Annotated in this window: 18 protein-coding genes, 1 pseudogene and 1 other annotated feature; of the genes and pseudogenes, 10 read left to right on the plus strand and 9 right to left on the minus strand. The window is 41.0% G+C overall.

The window, feature by feature from the left end:
* Both trpD and ACU696_RS12620 read right to left on the minus strand, forming a co-directional pair.
* Positions 1 to 1,635, minus strand: a pseudogene (trpD, locus tag ACU696_RS12615) (bifunctional anthranilate synthase glutamate amidotransferase component TrpG/anthranilate phosphoribosyltransferase TrpD).
* Positions 1,635 to 3,209: an anthranilate synthase component 1 gene (locus ACU696_RS12620; RefSeq protein ID WP_209101562.1), complete on the minus strand. Its 1,575-nt coding sequence runs from the start codon at positions 3,207 to 3,209 to the stop codon at positions 1,635 to 1,637. The pseudogene trpD and the gene ACU696_RS12620 overlap by 1 nt, the downstream one beginning before the upstream one ends.
* Positions 3,210 to 3,235: 26 nt before the next feature.
* Positions 3,236 to 3,337 (minus strand) — a sequence feature (Trp leader region).
* 139 nt (positions 3,338 to 3,476) lie between these two features.
* On the opposite strand from ACU696_RS12620, the gene rnm reads away from it, so the two are divergent.
* From rnm to aphA, 4 genes are all read left to right on the plus strand, one after another.
* The gene (rnm, locus tag ACU696_RS12625; protein ID WP_004911072.1) at positions 3,477 to 4,373 is read left to right on the plus strand and encodes an RNase RNM; all 897 of its coding nucleotides are present in this window, start codon (positions 3,477 to 3,479) and stop codon (positions 4,371 to 4,373) included.
* Between the two features lie 150 nt (positions 4,374 to 4,523).
* Positions 4,524 to 5,144: an L-threonylcarbamoyladenylate synthase gene (locus tag ACU696_RS12630; RefSeq protein ID WP_004911068.1), complete on the plus strand. Its 621-nt coding sequence runs from the start codon at positions 4,524 to 4,526 to the stop codon at positions 5,142 to 5,144.
* 202 nt (positions 5,145 to 5,346) lie between these two features.
* Positions 5,347 to 6,264, plus strand: a complete 918-nt coding sequence (rluB, locus tag ACU696_RS12635) for a 23S rRNA pseudouridine(2605) synthase RluB (protein WP_004911066.1) — start codon at positions 5,347 to 5,349, stop codon at positions 6,262 to 6,264.
* A gap of 299 nt (positions 6,265 to 6,563) precedes the next feature.
* Positions 6,564 to 7,277 carry an acid phosphatase AphA gene (gene aphA, locus ACU696_RS12640; RefSeq protein WP_004911059.1) on the plus strand — a complete coding sequence of 238 codons (714 nt, stop codon included), beginning with the start codon at positions 6,564 to 6,566 and terminating at the stop codon, positions 7,275 to 7,277.
* A gap of 217 nt (positions 7,278 to 7,494) precedes the next feature.
* Here the strand turns inward: aphA and ACU696_RS12645 are convergent, their stop codons facing one another.
* The 3 genes from ACU696_RS12645 to ACU696_RS12655 all read right to left on the minus strand — a co-directional run bounded on the left by ACU696_RS12645 (position 7,495) and on the right by ACU696_RS12655 (position 9,116).
* A complete protein-coding gene (locus ACU696_RS12645; RefSeq protein WP_196718365.1) occupies positions 7,495 to 7,674 on the minus strand; it encodes a hypothetical protein in 180 nt (59 codons plus the stop codon).
* An 81-nt stretch (positions 7,675 to 7,755) separates the two neighbouring features.
* Entirely contained in the window at positions 7,756 to 8,346 is a 591-nt protein-coding gene (gene cobO / locus ACU696_RS12650) for a cob(I)yrinic acid a,c-diamide adenosyltransferase (RefSeq protein ID WP_004911054.1), read from the minus strand.
* Positions 8,347 to 8,351: 5 nt separating this feature from the next.
* Positions 8,352 to 9,116: a YciK family oxidoreductase gene (locus ACU696_RS12655; protein WP_209101559.1), complete on the minus strand. Its 765-nt coding sequence runs from the start codon at positions 9,114 to 9,116 to the stop codon at positions 8,352 to 8,354.
* Between the two features lie 178 nt (positions 9,117 to 9,294).
* Between ACU696_RS12655 and sohB the strand changes: the two genes are divergently transcribed.
* The gene (sohB, locus tag ACU696_RS12660; protein ID WP_004911048.1) at positions 9,295 to 10,341 is read left to right on the plus strand and encodes a protease SohB; all 1,047 of its coding nucleotides are present in this window, start codon (positions 9,295 to 9,297) and stop codon (positions 10,339 to 10,341) included.
* A 96-nt stretch (positions 10,342 to 10,437) separates the two neighbouring features.
* On the opposite strand, the gene ACU696_RS12665 is transcribed toward sohB, so the two are convergent.
* Positions 10,438 to 10,695, minus strand: a complete 258-nt coding sequence (locus tag ACU696_RS12665; protein WP_094960535.1) for a DUF2498 family protein — start codon at positions 10,693 to 10,695, stop codon at positions 10,438 to 10,440.
* A 290-nt stretch (positions 10,696 to 10,985) separates the two neighbouring features.
* Here ACU696_RS12665 and topA point away from each other — a divergent pair, with 290 nt between their 5' ends.
* Positions 10,986 to 13,592, plus strand: a complete 2,607-nt coding sequence (gene topA / locus ACU696_RS12670; protein ID WP_004911045.1) for a type I DNA topoisomerase — start codon at positions 10,986 to 10,988, stop codon at positions 13,590 to 13,592.
* A gap of 318 nt (positions 13,593 to 13,910) precedes the next feature.
* A complete protein-coding gene (gene sodC / locus ACU696_RS12675) occupies positions 13,911 to 14,435 on the plus strand; it encodes a superoxide dismutase [Cu-Zn] SodC (RefSeq protein WP_447343120.1) in 525 nt (174 codons plus the stop codon).
* A gap of 211 nt (positions 14,436 to 14,646) precedes the next feature.
* Here sodC and ACU696_RS12680 read toward each other — a convergent pair whose 3' ends face one another.
* Entirely contained in the window at positions 14,647 to 16,680 is a 2,034-nt protein-coding gene (locus ACU696_RS12680) for a M13 family metallopeptidase (RefSeq protein ID WP_004911041.1), read from the minus strand.
* 313 nt (positions 16,681 to 16,993) lie between these two features.
* Between ACU696_RS12680 and cysB the strand changes: the two genes are divergently transcribed.
* From cysB to ACU696_RS12695, 3 genes are all read left to right on the plus strand, one after another.
* Positions 16,994 to 17,968: an HTH-type transcriptional regulator CysB gene (cysB, locus tag ACU696_RS12685; RefSeq protein WP_004911040.1), complete on the plus strand. Its 975-nt coding sequence runs from the start codon at positions 16,994 to 16,996 to the stop codon at positions 17,966 to 17,968.
* Positions 17,969 to 18,237: 269 nt separating this feature from the next.
* Positions 18,238 to 20,910, plus strand: a complete 2,673-nt coding sequence (gene acnA / locus ACU696_RS12690) for an aconitate hydratase AcnA (RefSeq protein ID WP_196719489.1) — start codon at positions 18,238 to 18,240, stop codon at positions 20,908 to 20,910.
* Positions 20,911 to 21,207: 297 nt separating this feature from the next.
* Positions 21,208 to 21,651: a hypothetical protein gene (locus ACU696_RS12695; protein ID WP_004911037.1), complete on the plus strand. Its 444-nt coding sequence runs from the start codon at positions 21,208 to 21,210 to the stop codon at positions 21,649 to 21,651.
* Positions 21,652 to 21,761: 110 nt separating this feature from the next.
* Here ACU696_RS12695 and hemB read toward each other — a convergent pair whose 3' ends face one another.
* Positions 21,762 to 22,739, minus strand: coding sequence for a porphobilinogen synthase (gene hemB / locus ACU696_RS12700; RefSeq protein ID WP_110731948.1), 978 nt, complete (start codon positions 22,737 to 22,739; stop codon positions 21,762 to 21,764).
* Positions 22,740 to 22,929: 190 nt separating this feature from the next.
* On the minus strand, positions 22,930 to 23,526 hold the full coding sequence (gene ribA / locus ACU696_RS12705) for a GTP cyclohydrolase II (protein WP_004911029.1): 597 nt from the start codon (positions 23,524 to 23,526) through the stop codon (positions 22,930 to 22,932).
* Positions 23,527 to 23,614: the final 88 nt, after the last annotated feature.

The raw sequence follows: 23,614 nt of genomic DNA on the forward strand, positions 1-23,614 counted from the left end.
TTATTGGTTCCTTGCCGCGAGAGCTGTAACGCGGTCAAATGCTTTACCGCTACGAATAATTGCAAGTGCGTGTTCGCTGTTTTGTTTTAAATCTTCATGGCCATTAATACGCATCAGCATGGCAACATTGGCCGCTACAGCCGCTTCGTGAGCCGCTTGGCCATGGCCTTGAAGTAAATCACTAAGCAATACGCGGTTTTCATCAGGTGTACCGCCTTCTAAGTCGCGTAATTGATATGGTGCTAGCCCAAAATCATCAGCAGTTAATTGATAATGTTGTACTTTGCCATCTTTTAATTCAGCGACTTGAGTAACTGCATGTAATGAAACTTCATCCATCCCTCCACTGTGTACCACAGCTGCACGGGTAAAACCAAGCATCTGTAGTGTTTCAGACACAGGTTTTACCAATGATCCTTGGTACACACCGATAAGGGCAATCGGTGGGCGAGCTGGATTAATTAATGGCCCCAATACATTAAATAACGTTCGAGTTTTTAGTTGAGTACGCACAGGGGCAGCATGACGGAACCCACTGTGGTATTGTGGTGCGAATAAAAAACAAACACCAAGCTCATCTAATGCGTCACGAGCACTTTGCGCACTGAGGTCTAAGGCGATACCAAAGGCGGCAAGTAAATCCGAAGAACCTGAACGGCTCGAAACACTTCGATTACCGTGTTTCGCCACTTTAATCCCACATTCAGCAGCAACGAATGCGCTTGCTGTGGAAATATTGATACTATTTGCGCCATCTCCCCCAGTGCCAACGATGTCGCTGAATGGGTAGTCAGGGCGGGGAAATGGCTGTGCATTCTCTAAACAAGCTAACGCGGCTCCAGCAATTTCTTGCGGTTGTTCACCTCGCATTTTCATACTGATTAACACAGCAGCTAATTGAGGTTCTGTTAATTCGCCTTGAATAATGGCATTAAACAAGTACTGGCTTTCTTGTTGAGTCAGTGGTTGCGCTTTAAATAACTTATCATAAATATTTTGCATAATTGGCTCTTTAGTATTCCGTTAGTGCGAATGAGTAGGTTCGGTTGCATTGGGAGTAGAAAGAGCCCATGCCACAGTGTTTTCTAGCAACTGTTTACCTTGCGTTGTTAAAATGGATTCGGGATGAAATTGGAATCCACAAACTCTATCGCTATCATTACGTACAGCCATGACCATGCCATTTGAATGGGCACAAATAGTTAAGCTTTCCGGAATTTGGCTACCAACAAGAGAGTGGTAACGCGCCACTGATATTGGGTTTTCAAGATGATTAAACATAGCTAAACCATCATGTGTGGCAATCGAAGATTTACCATGCAAAATTTCACCTGCGGCTGAAACCGTTCCGCCATAAGCTTCAACGATGGCTTGGTGACCTAAGCAAATACCAATAACAGGAATTTTGCCTTTTACTCGCATTAATACTTCTGGCATTGAACCTGCTTCACTCGGTTTACCAGGGCCGGGTGATAAGACTAGTATCGGTGAAATCATTTGATTTAATACAGATAAAATATGTTCTACATTGACTGTATTGCGATAAATAACCACGTTATGGCCACCTGTGCGCAGTTGGTCTACTAGGTTATAAGTAAAGGAGTCAACGTTATCGAGCAGTAAAATGTTCGCCATTAGAATAACTCCTTAACTTGATGTGCTTGGGCAATTGCACGGATCACTGCACGTGCCTTATTACGGGTTTCATCGGCTTCAGCTTGAGGTACGGAATCTAGAACGACACCACCTCCCGCTTGCACAGTGGCAATACCATTTTCTACGTACGCAGAGCGAATAACGATACAGGTATCAAAATCACCATTTCCTTGAAAATATCCTACAGCTCCTCCGTATGACCCTCGGCGTGCTTGCTCATATTGAGCAATCAGTTGCATGGCTTTTACCTTTGGTGCACCCGTTAAAGTCCCCATATTCATGCAAGCTTGGTATGCATGAAAAACATCTAAATCTTGGCGCAATGTTCCCACAACATGAGAAACTAAGTGCATCACGAAAGAGTAACGGTCAACCTTAGTTAGGTTGGCGACGTAACGGCTACCGGCTTCACAAATACGGGCTAAATCGTTGCGAGCTAAGTCAACTAACATGATGTGTTCAGCGAGTTCTTTTTCATCTGAGCGCATGGAAAGTTCAATTCGGCTGTCTAAGTCGAGGTCTAATTCACCCTGCGCGTTACGCCCACGAGGGCGGGTTCCTGCGATAGGATAAATTTCCACTTTGCGATTTGCTGTTGCATATTTGAGTGCGCTTTCAGGTGAAGCCCCAAAGAGTGTGAATGCTTCATCTTGCATGTAGAACATATAAGGGCTTGGGTTTTGTGCTTTGAGTTTTTGATATGCAATTAAGGGATGTGAGCATGGCATCGTAAATTTACGAGAAGGCACAACCTGAAAAATATCACCACGGTATATGGCTTCTTTTAATGAGGTGACAATTTCCCCGTATTGTTGGTCATTTTTGTTTATCGAGACCGCAAAATCAGGTGCTGTTGCTAAAGGAAGTGCGGGTAAGAACGCACGGCACGAAGCGATAATTTGTGCGTGGCGTTGTGTAACCGTTTCGACATCTTGCTCATTTTGCGTAAATAGGCAACTTTTGAGTCGAGCAGCCTGATTTTGGTGGTCAATCACTAAATAATGCTCAGCAACAAAAAAACAATAGTCAGGGCAGTGATTAACGGTATTCACCTTGGGTAAATCTTCAAAACTGGCGACTAAATCGTATGCAAACAAACCACCAACAAACAGGTTTTCAGGTTTTGTTGAATAGGCTTGCGCGAGAACGGGCAGAGCACGTAAAACGTCTAAACAAGATGCTGCCTTCAGGCGACTATCTTCGTCTAAATCCTTTGCAGGTTGGCTAAACGTTACCGTTAACCTATTTTCTTGCATGCTATGATGTGTGATTAAATGGGTTAATTGTGCTAACAGCTTTGGTAATAAGGCTTGACCATTTGGCGTCAATGCTTCTATTTCAACTTGTTGGCCAAAAGCACGAATACGTAGCGCGCTGTTGACAACCAGTAAGCTTTGTAAGTTGGCCTTATTATTAATTTCAGCAGACTCCAACAACATTGTCGATGGAACTTGATGGCACAGATGATTAAATAATAATGTAGGGTCAGGCTGATAATTAATTGGGCTATCCAGATACTTAAAATGTGCTAATGTGGTGTTTTGTTCGTTCATTATGTTGCCTTACGCTAATTTTTGACATAAAAAAACCCGCCGATGAAGGGCGGGTTTGGCACTGAGACATACAATAACTATGCGTGTGCGGCTTCCGCCCAATTTGGGAAGTCACGCCACCAACGATTTGATAAGTTAAATAAATTCATTGTATGCCTCACTGGATAAACTGATGATTTTTAGCCTTAGCCATCTTGCGTACTAGTTAACTGGATCGCGTTGTTTATGTCAAGAACTTTGTTACTTTATTAGGAAATATAGTTGTACATGGAAATTAGAGAAGATATCAATCTGTCGACTGCTTCGCCGCCATTAGTGACTCGCTACGACTTACATAGCCATACGAATGCTTCGGATGGTGACCTTACTCCAGCAGAGTTAATCGAACGTGCGATTGAAAAAGGGGTTAATATTTTAGCGATCACAGATCATGATACCTGTGAAGGTGTATTTGAGGCTCGTCGCTATCTTACTGAAAATGAAAGGCCAATTGAGTTAGTCAATGGTGTTGAAATTTCGACACTGTGGGAAAACATTGAAATACATATTGTGGGGTTAAATTTTTCGACTTCACACCCCGCTATGGCTCAATTGTTGAAAGCACAATCTGAACGTCGCTTCGAGCGTGGTATTGAGATGGGCAGGCGATTACAAAAAGCAGGGATTGATGACGCATGGGAAAATGCGCAACATATTTCTGGTGGTGGGCAGGTAACGCGGGCTCATTTTGCACAGTATATTGTGAAAATAGGTAAAGAAAAAACCATTAATAACGTATTTAAGCGTTATTTATCAAAAGGAAAAATAGGTTACGTTCCTGCGAAGTGGTGCTCAATTCAAGACTCTATCGACGCAATTCATGCGGCCGGTGGTATTGCAGTATTAGCTCATCCTGCGAAATATCAATTATCCAATAAATGGTTAAAACGGTTGGTTGCGTATTTTAAACAGTGTGGAGGTGATGCCATGGAAGTTTCTCATTGCCAGCAGCCGCCACATGAAAAGCAGTATTTAGCGGAATTAGCCAATAATGCAAATTTATACACATCGGTGGGTTCAGATTTTCATCGGCCATGTTCTTGGATAGAGCTTGGCCGAAATTTATGGTTACCTAATGATGATAATGCAGTCTGGACGCTTTGGAATGCGGTAAAAAGCAGCTAATTAATTGATGTATTAATAATGCGGTGTAAAATAATTATTATAAGTGATGATTTATTTCTGAGTAGGTCATCTCATGGAATTAAGAGATAGTAGCATTTATAGGTGTTTTTGCCGGGTGATGCTGTCGATACCCAAAAATTAGAGGTATGTATGAGCCAGTTTTTTTATGTCCATCCGGATAATCCTCAAGCAAGGCTGATTAGCCAGAGTGTTGAAATTCTAAATAAAGGCGGTGTCATTGTTTACCCTACGGATTCAGGATACGCCATTGGATGCCGTTTAGAAGAAAAAGATGCTTTGCAACGTATTTGTCGTATCCGTCAGCTTGATGCTAACCATAATTTCACTTTAATGTGTCGAGATCTCTCTGAGCTATCGAATTACGCACATGTTGATAACACCGTTTTCCGTTTAATTAAAAATAATACGCCAGGTAATTACACCTTTATTTTACGGGCAACGAAAGAAGTTCCACGGCGTTTAATGAATGAAAAACGTAAAACCATTGGCTTACGAGTGCCATCAAACCCGATTGCTCGAGATTTACTCGAAGCTGTTGGTGAACCTTTGATGTCAACCAGTTTGATTATGCCTGGCGATGATTTCACGCAATCAGATCCTGAAGAAATTCGCGATTTACTTGATAAACAAGTCGATTTAGTTATACACGGTGGTTATATCGGGCAAAAACCAACAACTGTGATTGACTTTACTGATGATACACCTGTTGTGGCACGCGTCGGAACAGGGGACCCAACGCCTTTTGAATAAATACAAATACCTAAAAGCCTAAGATTTAGCACGGAATTAAATAAAATCGTATTGAAAGTGCGATATTCAGATAAGTTATAGGGGTTCAGGACAAACCTGTGTATAATGCGCGGGTTTTCAAATTCATTACTTTTTGGTACGGTCACAAGATGACGCGCCAAAAAGATATTTGACGCCTGTGAAGGCGACAGCAGAGGGTTACATGAGCGTAAAACCGCAAAAAACTGAAAAATTACAGAAAATCCTTGCTCGTTCAGGACATGGTTCTCGTCGAGAAATCGAAACATTCCTGCAAGCGGGTCGTATTAGTGTTGATGGCAAAATTGCGACACTTGGAGACCGTGTTGAAGTCACACCAGCAACAAAAATTCGTTTAGATGGTCGTTTATTAGCTATCAAAGAACCTGAAAAAGAAATTTGCCGTGTAATGGCTTATTACAAGCCAGAAGGTGAATTATGTACACGCCATGATCCAGAAGGGCGCCCAACTGTCTTTAACCGTTTACCTCGCTTAACGGGAGCACGGTGGATTGCTGTTGGCCGCTTAGATGTTAACACCAGTGGTTTATTGTTATTTACGACTGATGGTGAGCTAGCTAATCGTTTAATGCACCCGAGCCGTGAAGTTGAGCGTGAATATGCTGTACGTGTGTTTGGTGAAATCAATGAAGCAAAAATTCGTCAATTAACACAAGGCGTACAGTTGGAAGATGGTCCTGCTTCTTTTAAAACGGTTTCTTACCGTGGCGGAGAAGGGATGAATCAATGGTTTAACGTCACTTTAACTGAAGGGCGTAACCGCGAGGTCCGTCGCCTTTGGGAATCGGTTGGTGTTCAAGTGAGCCGTTTAATCCGTGTGCGTTATGGTGATATTGATTTACCGAAAGGTTTACCACGTGGAGGATGGACGGAACTGGGTTTAGAACAAACCAATTATCTCCGCGAGCTGGTGGAATTGCCGGTAGAAACTGAAAGCAAAGTTGCCGTTGAGCGTGACCAACGTCGTATTAAAGCGAACCAAATTCGCCGTGCAGTAAAACGCCATACGCAAGTTGCATCACGTCCTGCATCAAAACGTCAATCTTCAAGACCAACGGCGAAACGTCGTACTCGCATCTAGATTAATTGCAATTCTCGAATATTAAAAAAGCTGAGGCTCCACCCTCAGCTTTTTTTGATCTAATGTTCTAGTTCACATTATTATGAAAGCTATCAGTAAGAGATGATATTTATGAGATATCCGTATCATTTTAATGTAATTAAAAGTCTTAGTATGACCCTTCTTGTGGGATATTCCTCACAAAATATTGGGTTACTACTGATAATAAAGACAAATTTACAGATAAACCTATTACTTACCCAGTTTATCCAGATAAATAAAGAATGGTTTAAGTGGATAAACCTGAATAAGGACAAAACATGAAAAAAATAACACTGACTTTGAGTGCGATTGCATTGGCATTAAGTTTTACAGCAACGTCTCAAGCAAAAATTCCAATGCCAGAAACCGTAAGCCCTGGGGTTACCGTTGTTGAACTAGCTCAACAACAGCCTATTCATTGGGTTTCCATCGAACAAATTAAACAAAGCCTAGAAGGCAAAGCGCCAATGGCTGTTGGGTTTGATATCGATGATACGGTGTTATTTTCGAGTCCAGGTTTTTACCGTGGTAAATTAGAGTTCTCTCCTAACGACTTTAGCTATCTCAAAAACCAACAATTTTGGGAAAAAATGAATAATGAGTGGGACAAATTCAGTATGCCAAAACAAGTGGGTATTGATTTAGTCAAAATGCACTTAGATCGCGGTGATACTGTCTATTTCATCACAGGCCGTACGAAAACAAAAACAGAAACGGTGACTAAATACGTTCAAGAAGGTTTAGCAATACCTGCAGATAAAATGCAACCTGTCATTTTTGCAGGCGATGAGCCAGGGCAAAATAATAAGGTGAGCTGGATGCGCGATCACAAATTAACCATCTATTATGGTGATGCTGATGCAGATATCGCGGCAGCTCATGAGTTAGGTATTCGTGGTGTCCGTATTTTACGTGCAGCTAATTCGTCTTATCAACCATTACCAAAAGCAGGGCGTTTTGGTGAAGAGGTGGTGATTAATTCAGAATATTAATTCTGTAATTAGCCATAATAAAAAGGCGGTCATTTAGAAATGACCGCCTTTTTTAAGCGTAGGATATTTTAGTTAGTCACAACAGCATCAATAATCACACGATTACCGGAGATGCTTCCTGTCGTTCCACTCGTGACGATAGGGCTGGTGATCTTAGTGGTATTAGTCGAACGTAAAGCCCCATACTGATTATTAACCCGTTTTTTGGAATCAATAGTTAGGTTTTCCCAGCAGTCACTTTTCCTGCGTAGTTTTCTAATGTGCCAATATCAAGCTTTTGGTTATTAGCGGCTGTAATTTGCCCATAATTATTATTGAATGTCGCTTTGAGTTTAATGTAAATATCGTTACGTGCAGCAGCGTTATTATTCACATTTGCAGCAATTGAACCATACAAGTTATTTAGAGTATCTCCTTTAACTTTAACAGTACCACAACTGTATAAATATCGAATTATTGCACTTTATTTAGTGGTTAGTTACCAATCAATCCCTTTTTGAGCTTTAATCCCAATATCAAATGCATGTTTCACTGGGCGCATTTCTGTTACTGTATCGGCTAATTCGATCAAATCTCGGTGGCAACCTCTACCCGTGATCACGACAGACTGATTGGTAGGACGGCTTTGTAATGCTTGAACCACCTCTGCTAATTCGAGGTAATGATAACTCACCATATAGGTGAGCTCATCTAAAATGACTAAATCGTACTGTGGGTCACTTAACAATTGCTTGGCGTACTGCCAAGTTTCCATACAAGCAAGGGTATCGGTCTCTTTATTTTGAGTCTCCCACGTAAACCCTGTTGACATAACATAGAAGGGGACGCCTTGTGGTTCTAGTAGTTCGCGTTCGCCATTATCCCAACCTCCTTTAATAAATTGAACAACAGCGGCTTTTTTACCATGGCCTACTGTACGGCAGACAGTTCCAAATGCGGCTGTGGTTTTGCCTTTCCCATTTCCAGTAAAGACAATAACGATCCCTCGTTCAATTTGTGCGGCTTCAATACGTGCATCTACTTTTTCTTTTAAACGTTGTTGGCGTTCTTCGTGTCGATTTTGAGACATCGTGTTTACTCCGCAGCACCAGGTTTACGTCCGGGTTGAGCATCATAACTACTTCCCGTTTTACGCAGGCTATCATCGCCCATCAAATAGATATAAATAGGCATGATATCAGCAGGGGTTTTTAATTTAAGCGGATTTTCATCAGGAAATGCACTTGCTCGCATTGAGGTTCGAGTGCCGCCTGGGTTAATACAATTTACACGAAGATTAGTCTGCTTATATTCTTCGGCTAGCACTTGCATTAAACCTTCGGTGGCAAATTTTGATACAGCATAGGCGCCCCAACCGGCGCGACCTTGCTTACCTACACTCGAACTGGTGAAAACTAATGAGGCATTAGGTGCTTTGAGTAACAAAGGGAGCAATGCTTGAGTTAGCATAAATGTGGCATTAACATTTATTTGCATAACATCATGCCATAGGTCGCTGGGTTGCTCAGTGATGGGGGCAACCACACCAAGTATTCCGGCATTGTGTAATACGCCATCTAAATAAGGTGTTATTGCGGCAACTTGCGAGGCTAGAGTATAGCAGTCATCAATTGTTGCAGTTAATAAGTCTAATATAAAGCAAGGTGGCTTACTTCCACCTAAAGCGGCTATTTCATCACTAACGGATTGTAATTTATGCTGTGTTCTACCAACAAGGATAAGGGATGCGCCATAGCGCGCATAAGTGAGAACGGCTTCACGGCCAATGCCATCACCGGCACCGGTTACAAGAATCGTTTTACCTTTCAATAGGTCTTGTCTAGGTTGATATTGGAGCATATTCTTTCCTACTATTGTGATTAGCATGTACGGTTATCATCGCACTGATTGTGATAATTGGCTAATCTAACATAGTTATTAACGAAGTTTGTGTGCTAACTCTGTTTTTTTCTGGTTGTTTGCACGTAATCGTGAGATTATTTTTGTAATTGAAGATAAACATCAAAAGGATCAGATTGTGGAGTATTTCTCATTGTATGGGCTATTTTTAGCAAAAGTCGTCACTATTTTGGTGGCGGTGGTTTTGCTAGCTGTCTTTGTGTTTGGCGTAGGTATGCGCCGACAAGGGGCTAAAGGTGCTTTAAAAATCACAGATTTAGGTGAAAGTTATCGTGAGCGCCAACGCCAAATGCAACAAATTAAAATGAATGAACCAGAACATAAAGCGTGGTTGAAAGCATTTAAAAAACAGCAAAAAGCGAAATCAAAAAGTGAGAAAACAGGGGCGAAATTAGGCCAAACAGGGGTTAAAAAACCTTGTTTATATGTCTTAGACTTTAAAGGTAGCATGGATGCCCGCGAAGTTGCCTCTTTACGTGAAGAGATCAGTGCAATTCTTGCTGTTGCCGATCAACAAGATGAAGTTTTGTTAAGACTTGAAAGCCCTGGTGGAATGGTTCATGGTTACGGTTTAGCAGCTTCTCAATTATTAAGAATCAAAGAAAAAAATATCCCACTTACCATTGCGGTTGATAAAGTTGCGGCGAGTGGCGGATACATGATGGCATGCATTGCAGATAAAATTATTGCTGCACCATTTGCCATTATTGGTTCGATTGGTGTGGTTGCTCAAATTCCGAATATTCATCGGTTATTAAAAAAACATGATGTTGACGTTGAACTTCATACCGCAGGTGAATACAAGCGTACATTGACCATGTTAGGTGAAAACACGGAACAAGGCCGTAAAAAATTTGTTGAAGATTTAAATTCAACACATGAATTGTTTAAACAATTTGTTCATCAAAATCGCCCATCTTTAGATATTGACGCAGTTGCGACAGGGGAGTATTGGTATGGCTCACAGGCTCTTGATAAAGGGCTAGTAGATAATATTGGTGTAAGTGATGATTTTATTATCAATGCAATTGATACTAAGGAAATAGTTAGTATTCGTTATGTGTTAAGTAAAAAAATGATGGATAAGTTTATGGGAAGCGCGGCAAAGAGCGTGGATAACTTATTATTGCGCTGGTGGCAACGTGGGCAAAAACCACTCTTGTAATTTTAAATTTCGCCTAGCGAATAAGCGTTTTTAAATCTACTATTAATTTACCGGCGTTAAAGCCGGTAAATTTTATACAAAAAGCAAACGTGTTAATTAGTTATTATCACTTAATTGGTATTGTTCTGACAGTACATGAGCGAGATGTTTGTACATATTAAAAGCAGCTGTACTTTTTAAAGTAGGAATATTGTTCTCATCTAAGAAGAATTCTCCTTTAAATACCAATGTACCCCGATGCTGCTCAACGGTGTCAACAAACATACCATGAATATAATCATCATGTTTCTTTATGATATCATTAGCTTTTTCAAGTAACTCTTTTTTTGTGATGAACGGTAAATTATCTTGCATAACTTGGCTTCCTTGAAAAAATAATTGGTTGCTTCTAGCATTTTATCAGGTAGAGTGTGTGGTTTTCAATTGTGACTAAACATCTTTATGTGGTTAAAATCAGTCAACTAGAAGACACTTTGTGCTTTTTAGAATAACGTGATTGAGTTTATAAGTTTTGTTTCAACACAAATAATTGTTTAAAAATATATTGATATATTGTGATTGTGTCGCAATATAAAAAAGAGATTCTCATTTTGCGCATTTTAATGTAGAAATGCGCCATTGTTGATATTTAGGTAAAGGTAAATATGGGTAAAGCTCTTGTTATAGTGGAGTCCCCGGCAAAGGCCAAAACGATTAATAAGTATCTTGGCAGTGGCTACGTTGTAAAAAGCAGCGTTGGCCACATTCGTGATCTGCCGAAAAGCGGCTCTGGTTCACAAACCGGCTCACAAAAGAGTACAGGCTCATCTACCGACAAAACAAAGAAAGTAAAAAAAGATCCGCGTGATGCGTTAGTTAAGCGCATGGGGATCGACCCTTACCATGGTTGGAAAGCGAATTATCAAATTCTACCGGGTAAAGAAAAAGTGGTTTCTGAACTTAAATCATTGGCGGAGGATGCCGAACACATCTACCTCGCAACGGACTTGGACCGCGAAGGGGAAGCTATTGCGTGGCATTTACGCGAAGTGATAGGTGGAGACGATTCTCGTTTTAGTCGTGTTGTATTTAATGAGATCACCAAAAATGCGATCACTCAGGCATTTGATAGCCCTGGAGAATTAAACATAGATAGAGTTAACGCACAACAAGCGCGTCGTTTTATGGACCGAGTTGTGGGTTATATGGTTTCTCCGTTGCTGTGGAAAAAAGTCGCTCGTGGCTTATCGGCTGGCCGTGTTCAGTCAGTTGCAGTGAAACTCATTGTTGAACGTGAACGGGAAATTAAAGCTTTCGTCCCTGAAGAATATTGGGAACTGCATGCCGATTTAGCTGATAAAGATATCGCTAACTTGCGTATGGAAGTCACTTCACAAGGTGGTAAGGCATTTAAACCAGTCAATAAAGCGCAAACAGAGGCAGCAGTTAAGCTACTTGAAAAAGCCCGTTTTGCAGTTGTTGACCGTGAAGATAGGCCGACATCAAGTAAGCCGAGCGCACCGTATATCACGTCAACGTTGCAACAAGCCGCCAGTACTCGTTTAGGTTTTGGCGTGAAAAAAACCATGATGATGGCTCAGCGTCTTTATGAAGCAGGGTATATCACTTATATGCGTACTGACTCAACAAACTTGAGCCAAGATGCATTGGATATGGTTCGTGGCTATATTAATGATAATTTTGGCGCTAAATATCTGCCAAAAGATGCGAATGTTTATAGCAGTAAAGATAATTCGCAAGAGGCGCACGAAGCCATTCGTCCTTCTAGTGTCGATGTTTTACCTGAGTCACTAAAAGACATGGAGAACGATGCGAAAAGGTTATATCAATTAATTTGGAATCAGTTTGTGGCCTGTCAAATGACGCCAGCAAAATATGATTCAACAACCTTGACAGTCAAAGCAGGTGATTTTGAACTAAAAGCCAAAGGGCGTACTTTACGTTTCGATGGTTGGACGAAAGTCATGCCTGCACTGCGTAAAAATGATGAAGATAAAACATTGCCACCAATACAAGTTGGTGCGGAGTTATCTTTAATTGAGCTATTACCTAGCCAGCACTTTACTAAGCCACCAGCTCGCTTTAGTGAAGCATCTTTAGTTAAAGAGCTCGAAAAACGTGGTATTGGTCGTCCTTCGACGTATGCAGCGATTATTTCGACGATCCAAGACAGAGGTTATGTCAAAGTTGAAAATCGTCGTTTTTATGCAGAGAAAATGGGTGAGATTGTAACGGATCGTTTAGAGGAAAACTTTAACGACCTGATGAACTACGATTTTACTGCGCGTATGGAAGACCAACTGGACCATGTTGCAAATCATGATGCTGAGTGGAAAGCCGTATTAGATGAATTCTTCTCTGACTTTAGTAAGCAGCTAGATGTTGCTGAAAAAGAACCAGAGGAAGGGGGAATGCGTACTAACCCAATGGTGATCACCTCAATCATTTGCCCTGATTGTGAACGTCATATGGGTATCCGTACTGCATCAACCGGGGTATTTTTAGGTTGTTCTGGTTACGCGCTACCACCAAAAGAACGTTGTAAGAAAACAATAAACCTTATCCCTGAAGACGAAGTCTTGAATGTGCTTGAAGGGGATGATGCGGAAACTAATGCGTTAAGAGCAAAACGTCGCTGTCCAAAGTGTGGCACCGCGATGGACAGCTATTTGATTGATAATGGCCGTAAATTACATGTATGTGGTAATAACCCTGCATGTGAAGGTTATGAAATCGAAGAAGGCGAATTTCGTATTAAGGGTTATGACGGCCCAGTCATTGAATGTGACAAGTGTGGATCAGAAATGCACCTGAAAATGGGGCGTTTTGGTAAGTACATGGGTTGTACTAACGAAGAGTGTAAAAATACGCGTAAAATCTTACGAAGTGGCGAAGTCGCACCACCGAAAGAAGACCCAGTTCCATTACCGGAACTTCCATGTGAAAAATCCGATGCGTATTTTGTGTTACGTGATGGTGCTGCTGGGGTTTTCCTTGCGGCAAACACATTCCCAAAATCACGAGAAACGCGTGCACCATTAGTTGCAGAATTACAGCGCTTTAAAGACCGTTTACCTGAAAAACTGGCTTATTTGGCTGAAGCACCAGCTGAAGATGGCGAAGGTAACCCAACTGTCGTCCGTTTTAGTCGTAAAACGAAACAGCAATATGTTTCTTCAGAAAAAAATGGTAAAGCGACGGGTTGGAGTGCATTCTACGTTGATGGTAAATGGGAAGTGAAAGAGAAATAATAATTCCCTTTTGCATTCAAACAAAGAAGCCAATCATTTAATTTGATTGGCTTTTTTATTAACTTGTCAATTTCATATCAATGCCTATCGGTGAATAACCCATTGTTATACTGTCATTTCCTTTATTTCTTATCGCTCACTGTGATATAACCGCCAATTTTTAACTAAACTCAAATGTAGCACCAAAGTGATAACTAATTTGTGTTAACTTAAGATAGAGTCATTGTAATTATCAATAGATAGTAATAGTTCTTACCTTGTTAAGGTCTTTAGGTAAGTCGATGGAATGATAGATAAAAGTTATCCACCGGAGGCAAAATGAAGTTAAAAATGTGTTTACTGGCTGCATTATTGACAGCGGGGACAGCATACGCTGCTCAATCTACTGTTGTATTAAAAGAAGCGACCCCAACAGGTGATGGTAAAGCAATTGGTGAAGTTGTTATCTCAGAAACAGAATATGGATTACTATTTACGCCAAAATTAACGGGCCTACAAGCAGGCATTCATGGGTTTCATATTCATGAGAACCCAAGTTGCGAACCCGCAGAGAAAGATGGCAAATCGGTACCTGCATTAAAAGCAGGCGGTCATTTAGACCCCGCTAAAACAGGTGTCCACAAAGGCCCTTATGATAACACAGGGCATTTAGGCGATTTACCCGGTCTAGTTGCCGATAGCCAAGGTAATGCTGATTACGCGGTACTAGCACCACGTTTAAAATCACTCAAAGATGTTCAAGACCGTGCATTGATGGTGCATGTGGGTGGTGATAACTATTCTGATAATCCAGAAGCGTTAGGCGGTAGTGGGGCTAGAATGGCCTGCGGCGTCATCAAATAATACGCGTCATATTTCAAGCTGTGGCGTTGTTAGCTGCGCTCGCTAACCCTAGTCACATACTTATGTATGCTCCTAGGGCTTAGCGTCTCTTGCTGCCTAGCCACAACTTGAACTATTTAGCGTATTGGATTGATTTGAAAACAATTTAATTTTTCTAGTCATAAAAAGAAGGCTAAAGTTAAATCTCGAGCCTTCTTTTTTCATTGATAAATTACCAAATACGAATACGTTGCTCTGGTGCCAAATATAGTGTGTTATTTTTATCAACACCAAATGTTTGATACCAGTCATCAATATTGCGTACTACGCCATTAGCACGGAATTGGTTAGGGCTATGAGGGTCTGTCATAATCTTATTACGCTCAGATTCTTTATTTGACAGTTCTTGCCAAGTACGAGCCCAAGCAATGAAGAAACGTTGTAACCCAGTTGTTCCGTCAATAATTGGGGGCTCACCATTTGGGTAATTTTCTTTGGCAAATTGTTTATAAGCACTCAAGGCGATATTTAATCCACCGAGATCGCCAATGTTTTCACCTAATGTAAGCTCACCATTCACATTTAAACCATCAACAGCAAATGCGTTATACTGCTCAACAAGCTTGGCTGTTTTCTCTTTAAAGTGAGTTTTGGCACTCTCACTCCACCAGTTACGTAATTGCCCCGTACCATCGTATAAACTGCCTTGGTCATCAAAACCATGGCCCATCTCGTGACCAATTACAGCGCCAATTGCACCATAGTTATAGGCTGGGTCAACATTAGGATCAAAGAAAGGTGCTTGTAAAATTGCCGCTGGGAACACAATTTCGTTTTGAACAGGGTTGAAATAAGCATTGACTGTTTGTGGCGTCATGCCCCATTCCCATTGACGGACAGGTTGGCCAATTTTGCCAATCATATCATCATATGACCAGGCTAAAACTTGTTTATAATTCTCTAATAATGAGTCAGGCTTGAGGTTAATTGTGCTGAAGTCATTCCATTGATCTGGATATCCCACTTTAACAGTGAATTGCTCTAATTTTTTAAGGGCTTCTTGGCGAGTTGGCTCATCCATCCAGTCATTGACTTTTAGGCGTGAATTAAATGTGCCCCTCACATAGCTAACCAAGTCTTTAATTTTTTCTTTAGCTTGCGGGTCGAAGTATTGTTCGACATAAATTTGCCCTAATGGCTCACCTTGGAGCGAATTAACAGTCTGCAATGCACGTTCTTGGCGAGTGCGTTGTTTTTCAATTCCATTGAGTTTTTTCGAATAAAAATCAAACTGGGCATCCGCGATAGCTTGGTTTAAATAACGTGCGTGTTCACTAATATATTGGAAGGTTAGGTAATCTTTTAGTGTCGAAACCGGGGTATCAGCAAAAATTTTTGCGGTTTGTTCCACCGCGCTATCTGTTTCAACGATGATTTTCTCAAGTTGTTTATCTGTTAGTTTACGATTGGTAATAAAACTAGTCCAATCAAAACCTTGAGTATAATTTTTCATTTCAGCTAGAGACATTGCATGGTAATTTTTGATAGTGTCACGGCGTGCTTCTGGGCTCCAATGCACTGTTGCAATTGCTTTTTCCAAATCAAAAATTTTCTGCGCTTTTGGTTGTACATCTTTTTCACCCGCCAGTTCTAGCATGGTAGCGATATAAGCGATATAACTTTTTCGAATATCTTGCATTTGTGGGGTGTCATCGAGGTAATAAGTACGGTTCGGTAGCCCTAAACCGCCTTGACCGATATAAAGCACATAGGTATCAGGTGCTTTGGCATCTAAATCTACCCAATAAGAAATCAGCGATTTATAGTCAGGCTGTGTCATTAGCTGGCTAATATCATGATGATTTTTAGCTTTTGCAATGGCATCTAAATCGGATTTTATTGGGCTAATACCAGCTTGCTCGATAGCCGCTTCATTCAGGTAGCTGAGATATAAATTTCGAATATTTCGTTGGTTATGCGTGAGCTTGTTTTCAGGGATCTGTTGTAATTGATCAATAATCGATTGAATGTGTTTTTCTGTGTTTAAGTATAATTCCACGAAAGAGTTAATACGTGGCATACCGGTGGGGATTTGCGCTTTATTTATCCAATCTTCATTAACATAACGGTAAAAATCATTTCCGGGTTCAATCGTATCAGACAAAACAATTTTTTGTTGTCCATAAGCCACTTCTTTCGCCAAGAGCGCAGGGGCAAAAGAAATCGTCGACATACCAATAATTAAAGCCAAAACATTTAAACGCATGTAACCACCTCTCTTCGTTGAGAATTATGATATCCACTTTAATACGTTAAATTTTACAGTGAGGATCCTGCAAAATTCATTTTACTTATTGAACCACATAATGAAATAAAGTTAATCCGTCTTTGCACTATCTTACGGCCTTTCATCAGTGTAGTGGCATTTAGATGAAATTTTATCATCATACTGTTTATTCTTCTGTGAATGATGTTATATTGGTTATATCAAATTATTTAATTATAACTTTTAGTTATATTTAATATTCTTTAGCTATAGATGCAAAAGCACATTATTCATGTATGAGGTAGACTGAAATATGAAATTGCAGCAATTACGTTATATTGTTGAAGTGGTTAACCATGACTTGAATGTCTCCTCAACCGCTGAGGGGCTTTTTACGTCACAGCCCGGTATCAGCAAACAAGTGCGGATGCTTGAAGATGAGCTTGGGATCCAAATTTTTGCACGTAGTGGTAAACATTTAACGCATGTCACCCCAGCAGGGGAAGAGGTCGTGCGGATCTCCCGAGAAGTACTATCAAAAATAGAAGCGATCCGTTCGGTTGCTGGGGAGCACACTTATCCCGATCGGGGGAGTTTGAGTATTGCGACGACACATACACAAGCTCGTTATGCTTTACCTCCAACAATCAAAGGCTTTATTGAGCGTTACCCACATGTTTCATTGCACATGCAGCAAGGGTCTCCAACGCAAATAGCTGAAGAAGTTTGCAAAGGAAATAGCGATTTTGCGATAGCAACAGAAGCACTGCACCTGTATAACGATTTGATTATGTTGCCATGCTACCATTGGAACCGCTGTGTCGTTGTGCAAAAAGACCATCCGCTAGCGACGAAAAAAAATGTCACTATTGAAGATATCGCGGAATATCAAATTGTAACGTATACCCATGGGTTTACTGGACGTTCAGAATTAGATGTGGCATTTCAGAAAATTGGTCTTGAGCCCAAAATTATTTTTACCGCAACGGATGCCGACGTGATCAAAACCTACGTCAGGTTAGGGCTAGGGATTGGTATCATTGCGAGTATGGCAGTTGACCCGGTGAGTGATAGTGATTTAGTTGTAATTGATATGCGTGATAAGTTCAGCTATAGCACAACGAAGATTGGTTTTAAACGCACCAGTTTCTTACGTAGCTATATGTACGATTTTATGTGGCGCTTCGCACCGCATCTAACTCGTGATGTGGTCGATAAAGCGGTTGCTATTCGTAATAATGAAGAGATTGAAGAATTTTTTAAAGATATGAAATTGCCTATCATCTAATTTCTTTATATTTCTGTACTACCCAATAATAACCCTAGTGACTGTATTTCTAGGGTTTTTATTGTCAATACTTTGTTGGTGTACCAAGCTATTTTCTGACTTATTTCCCTTCTTATCTTAAATTTCCTATTATTAATAGAGAAACATTCAATATTTGGCACAAAATCTATAAATCGAATTTCTAGAGCAACTATGATTACAATTGGTTAACAAAAAATAATGGCGGTAAATACACATATTGCCATAGCCATAAAAACCAAGGAGGAGTTATGTCGTTGAGTCTAAAAACAACGAGTGCCTCGACACTCAATGTTGGAAACAAGCAGTATAATTACTTCAGTTTAGCGCTAGCTGAAAAAAAGCTCGGTGATGGGACGAAGTTACCTAAATCATTAAAAGTCTTACTTGAAAACCTATTACGTCATATTGATGGTAACTCAGTTGTTGAACAAGATTTACAAGCCATTATTGACTGGCAAAAAAATGCACATGCAGATAGGGAAATTGCGTATCGTCCCGCGCGTGTGCTTATGCAAGATTTTACCGGAGTTCCTGCTGTTGTTGACCTGGCCGCGATGCGTGAAGCGGTTAAATCATTAGGTGGCAATGTTGATCAAGTGAATCCGTTATCCCCCGTAGATTTGGTCATTGACCACTCGGTAATGGTGGATGAGTTTGCCACCCAATCCGCCTTTGGTGATAACGTTGAAATTGAAATGGCGCGTAACCATGAGCGTTATTTATTTCTACGTTGGGGGCAAAAAGCGTTTAATCGTTTTCAAGTGGTACCACCTGGTACAGGTATTTGTCACCAAGTTAATTTAGAATACCTTGGTAAGGCGGTATGGTATGAAGAAATTGACGGTAAATTATATGCTTATCCAGATACTTTAGTGGGCACGGACTCCCATACGACGATGATCAATGGGTTAGGTGTATTAGGTTGGGGTGTCGGTGGTATTGAAGCTGAAGCCGCTATGTTAGGCCAACCTGTCTCGATGCTAATCCCTGACGTTGTTGGTTTTAAATTAACGGGTAAATTATCCGAAGGGATCACAGCAACTGACCTTGTGTTGACAGTGACACAAATGCTACGTCAACATGGTGTCGTGGGTAAGTTTGTTGAATTCTATGGTGACGGCTTGGCCGATTTACCATTAGCAGACCGAGCAACGATTGCGAATATGTCCCCTGAATATGGTGCAACGTGTGGCTTTTTCCCGGTTGATGAAGTAACACTGTCTTATATGCGTTTAACTGGGCGCAGTGATGATGAAATTGCGCTGGTGGAAGCTTATAGTAAAGAGCAGGGTTTATGGCGTTATGCGGGCGATGAACCGATTTTTACCAGTACACTTGAGTTAGACATGTCGACAGTCGAATCCAGTTTAGCCGGGCCTAAACGTCCACAAGACAGAGTCGAACTTAGCCAAGTACCAAAAGCATTTCGTGGCGCAGTCGAATTAGAAGTCAATAAGAAAATCCAATCGAGCTATCCTTCGGTTAAATATCAAAATAAAACCTTTGAATTAACCGATGGCGCGGTCGTTATTGCAGCAATTACCTCTTGTACAAACACGTCGAACCCAAGTGTATTAATGGCGGCGGGGCTATTAGCGAAAAAAGCCGTTGAAAAAGGGTTAGTTCGCCAACCGTGGGTTAAATCATCATTAGCACCGGGTTCTAAAGTGGTTACTGATTATCTTGCCGTTGCAGGTTTAACACCGTATTTAGATAAGCTTGGGTTTAACCTTGTCGGGTATGGATGCACAACCTGTATTGGTAACTCAGGGCCATTACCAGAACCAATAGAAGAAGCGATTAAACAAACGGATCTTACTGTTGGTGCCGTACTGTCAGGAAACCGTAACTTTGAAGGGCGAATTCACCCACTGGTGAAAACTAACTGGTTAGCCTCTCCGCCGCTTGTTGTTGCCTATGCACTGGCGGGTAATATGAATATCAACTTGAAAACTGACCCTATCGGGGTTGATAAATCGGGTAATGATGTTTATTTGAAAGATATTTGGCCATCAAGTGCTGAAATTGCGCAAGCTGTACAGCAAGTTAAAACAGATATGTTCCGTAAGGAATATAACGCGGTCTTTGAAGGTGATGATGCTTGGAGAGCATTAAAAGTTGAAAGCTCTTCAACTTATCACTGGCAAGCAGACTCGACCTATATCCGCCATCCACCTTTCTTTGAAGGAATGCAATCTCAGCCAGTACCTGTTAAAGATATTCATGGCGCAAATATTTTAGCGATCCTCGGTGACTCGGTCACCACTGACCATATTTCTCCCGCGGGGAATATCAAAAAAGAGAGCCCAGCAGGACGCTATCTGCAAGAACACGGTGTTGCTGTCGCAGATTTCAACTCTTATGGTTCGCGTCGTGGTAACCATGAAGTGATGATGCGAGGGACATTTGCAAATATTCGTATTCGTAATGAAATGGTACCAGGTGTGGAGGGCGGTTATACCTTACATATACCGACAGGCAAACAAATGGCGATTTATGATGCAGCGATGCTGTATCAACAAGAAAATCGCCCATTGGCTATCATTGCGGGTAAAGAATATGGTTCAGGTTCTAGCCGAGATTGGGCTGCGAAAGGTACAAATTTATTAGGTGTGAGAGTCGTCATTACTGAGTCATATGAGCGTATCCACCGTTCCAATTTGATTGGTATGGGGGTTATACCTTTAGAGTTTAAAGATGGGGTATCCCGTAAGACACTCAATTTAAAAGGTGATGAACGCATTGATGTCACGGGGTTACAGTCAATTACTCCTGGACAAGATATCACAGTGAAAATCACGTATGGCAATGGTGATATAAAGGAAGTTATAACCCGCTGTCGTATTGATACTGCAACGGAGATGGATTATTACCGTCATGGTGGTATTTTACATTATGTTATAAGACAGATGCTGCATTAATCATTCAATTGTGTTACTGAAACGCCTGTAAGATTGTTATCCTACGGGCGTTTTTATTTTTTAATATTTAATCTTATTTATCAATTTTGTTTTTTCTCAATATTTTTGATAGCAATCTACGTTATGGTGTTAAATAGACGGTAGATTAAAGGAGAAAATAGTCGCTACTAGGCTAAATGAAAATAGGGTGAAGTTCGCCATAAATAAGTTTCTTTGTGCAAATTAATTGAATGTAATAGCTTTAGCACGGGTCACCATGTAACTGAGCTTATCGAAAACACTATAAAGGAAATGAGTATGGCAGATATCAATGAAACCGATTTCTATAAAGGGGCATTGTGGGCAGCAGATATCTTATTAACCACATCCCATTTTGATGGTGCGAACGAAGAGGTTCGTGACATTTTGGAGCACATACCTAACTTATATTCTATTGTGATGAGAACACCTGAAACGGAAGTCCATGATTTGCGTTTATATGCAGACAAAGAATTTCCACTCGGCTTAAATGCAGATTACACCACTATTACCATTGCACCATTACAAGACTACTTTGATATTTTGCCTATGCCCGATCAAAACCCTGAGAGTATTACGGTTGAAGTCGATTACTGGGGAGTGGTTGCAACAACATCTGCGGGTAAACAAGATTTATTAATTGCCGGTTTAGCAACGCCAGAGCAAGCACAGCATTATGTGCAAACATTAACCCAACAACTTGAATTGCAAAGAGCAAAATAGCCAACTGGCTATAAATTAGGCGTTTTAAGTACTATTATTCAACAGAAATGACAAAAAACCGCGCCACTGTGTTTATGTACAGTAATGCGGTTTTTTTTAACTGAATGAGATTATAACGCGTTGGCTTCAGCTAACTGTAAAGCGAAATAAGTGAAAATAAGATCAGCGCCTGCGCGTTTAATTGACCCTAGTGTTTCAAGAGCCACACGCGTTTCATCAATTGCACCCGCTTGAGCGGCAAATTTAATTTGTGCGTATTCTCCACTGACTTGATAAGCCCCGATGGGTAATTGAGTGTGTTCGCGTAAATCACGAATAATATCCAAATACGCTCCGGCAGGCTTTATCATTAGCGCGTCAGCACCTTCGCGCTCATCAATTAGTGACTCATGGAGCGCTTCACGGCGGTTCATTGGGTTCATCTGATAGGTTTTTCTATCGCCTTTAAGGCATGAACCTGCTGCATCTCGGAATGGGCCATACAGTGCGGATGCAAATTTTGTGGAGTAAGACATAATTGCAGTATCTGTAAAGCCAGCTTCATCAAGAGCATGACGGATTGCAGCAACCTGGCCATCCATTGCGGCAGAAGGGGCAATGAAATCAGCGCCTGCACGTGCGGCGGCAACCGCTTGTAAACCTAGGTTATGGATAGTTGCATCGTTGTCAACGACATGACCGTGCATAACGCCACAGTGACCATGAGAGGTGTATTCACAGAAACAGGTGTCAGACATCACTATCATTTCAGGAACGGTTTCTTTGCAGATACGTGACATGCGTGCCACTAAACCATTCTCTTGCCATGCATCACTACCATTATCATCAAGATGATGGGAAACCCCAAAGGTCATCACTGATTTTATTCCTGCATTTGCGATACGCTCAATTTCATAGGCAAGGCGTTTCTCAGGAATACGCATAACACCCGGCATGCTATTGATTGGCATATAGTCGTCGAGTTCTTCTTCAACAAAAATTGGCAAGCAAAGGTCATTAACGGAAAGGTGGGTTTCTTGGAATAAAGTGCGGAGTTTTTCGGTCTTACGCAATCTTCTCATGCGTTGAATGGAATGCAGGTTGTTCACAGTATCTCCTGGTAGTATGCGGAATAAACCTCAAGAGCTCAGTTTATTCGTCAGGGTAATCAGATGGCTAACAGTATAAACCTTATAGAAAGAAAGTGAATATAGCAGCGGGTAAATGGCACACTTTGAATGATGATAATCAGAATGAGGAGAAGAAAGGGAAGAGCAGAACACTCTTCCTTTGGTGAGATCACTGATGCTTAAATAGCATGTGTCCCATTTTTTCTGCTTTAACGTCAAGGTAATGTTCGTTACTTGGGTTACGACCGACAATCAGTGGAACACGCTCTACCACGTTAATTCCAGCTTCACGCATGATGTCTATTTTTTTCGGGTTATTTGTCAATAAACGGACTTCATTAATTCCCAATAATTTATACATATCAGAGCATAAGGTAAAATCACGTTCATCGGCTTTGAATCCGAGTTTGATGTTAGCTTCAACCGTATCAAGGCCTTGATCTTGCAATGCATAAGCACGGATTTTATTTAGCAAGCCTATGTTTCGGCCTTCTTGACGATGATAAAGTAATACCCCTCGGCCTTCTTTACTAATCTGAGAGAGCGCGGCTTCTAATTGAAAACCACAATCGCAACGTAGACTAAATAACGCATCTCCTGTTAAACATTCGGAGTGGATCCGGCTAAGTACCGGTGTATCTCCTGAGATATCGCCAAAAATTAACGCTACATGATCACGACCGGTTGCGATTTCTTCAAAACCCACCATTAAAAACTCACCGAAAGGTGTTGGGAGTTTTGCTTCGGCAACGCGTTTTAGCTGCATATTTTCTTTCATTAGTTAAAGTAACTCTTGCTTAATTAATAACGTTTATCGATATAAAGTAGCTTAACTATAATACATCGACGCTATA

It is taken from the genome of Providencia sp. PROV_01 (assembly GCF_053098325.1).

Bases quoted from the DNA above. Each gene is read 5' to 3' on its own strand.
- aphA (WP_004911059.1), top strand. From the start codon at position 6,564: ATGAAAAAAATAACACTGACTTTGAGTGCGATTGCATTGGCATTAAGT.
- acnA (WP_196719489.1), top strand. From the start codon at position 18,238: ATGTCGTTGAGTCTAAAAACAACGAGTGCCTCGACACTCAATGTTGGA.
- ACU696_RS12630 (WP_004911068.1), top strand. From the start codon at position 4,524: ATGAGCCAGTTTTTTTATGTCCATCCGGATAATCCTCAAGCAAGGCTG.
- ACU696_RS12695 (WP_004911037.1), top strand. From the start codon at position 21,208: ATGGCAGATATCAATGAAACCGATTTCTATAAAGGGGCATTGTGGGCA.
- cysB (WP_004911040.1), top strand. From the start codon at position 16,994: ATGAAATTGCAGCAATTACGTTATATTGTTGAAGTGGTTAACCATGAC.
- ACU696_RS12620 (WP_209101562.1), bottom strand. From the start codon at position 3,209: ATGAACGAACAAAACACCACATTAGCACATTTTAAGTATCTGGATAGC.
- ACU696_RS12655 (WP_209101559.1), bottom strand. From the start codon at position 9,116: ATGCTCCAATATCAACCTAGACAAGACCTATTGAAAGGTAAAACGATT.
- ribA (WP_004911029.1), bottom strand. From the start codon at position 23,526: ATGCAGCTAAAACGCGTTGCCGAAGCAAAACTCCCAACACCTTTCGGT.
- sodC (WP_447343120.1), top strand. From the start codon at position 13,911: ATGAAGTTAAAAATGTGTTTACTGGCTGCATTATTGACAGCGGGGACA.
- cobO (WP_004911054.1), bottom strand. From the start codon at position 8,346: ATGTCTCAAAATCGACACGAAGAACGCCAACAACGTTTAAAAGAAAAA.
- rnm (WP_004911072.1), top strand. From the start codon at position 3,477: ATGGAAATTAGAGAAGATATCAATCTGTCGACTGCTTCGCCGCCATTA.
- topA (WP_004911045.1), top strand. From the start codon at position 10,986: ATGGGTAAAGCTCTTGTTATAGTGGAGTCCCCGGCAAAGGCCAAAACG.
- rluB (WP_004911066.1), top strand. From the start codon at position 5,347: ATGAGCGTAAAACCGCAAAAAACTGAAAAATTACAGAAAATCCTTGCT.
- ACU696_RS12665 (WP_094960535.1), bottom strand. From the start codon at position 10,695: ATGCAAGATAATTTACCGTTCATCACAAAAAAAGAGTTACTTGAAAAA.
- ACU696_RS12680 (WP_004911041.1), bottom strand. From the start codon at position 16,680: ATGCGTTTAAATGTTTTGGCTTTAATTATTGGTATGTCGACGATTTCT.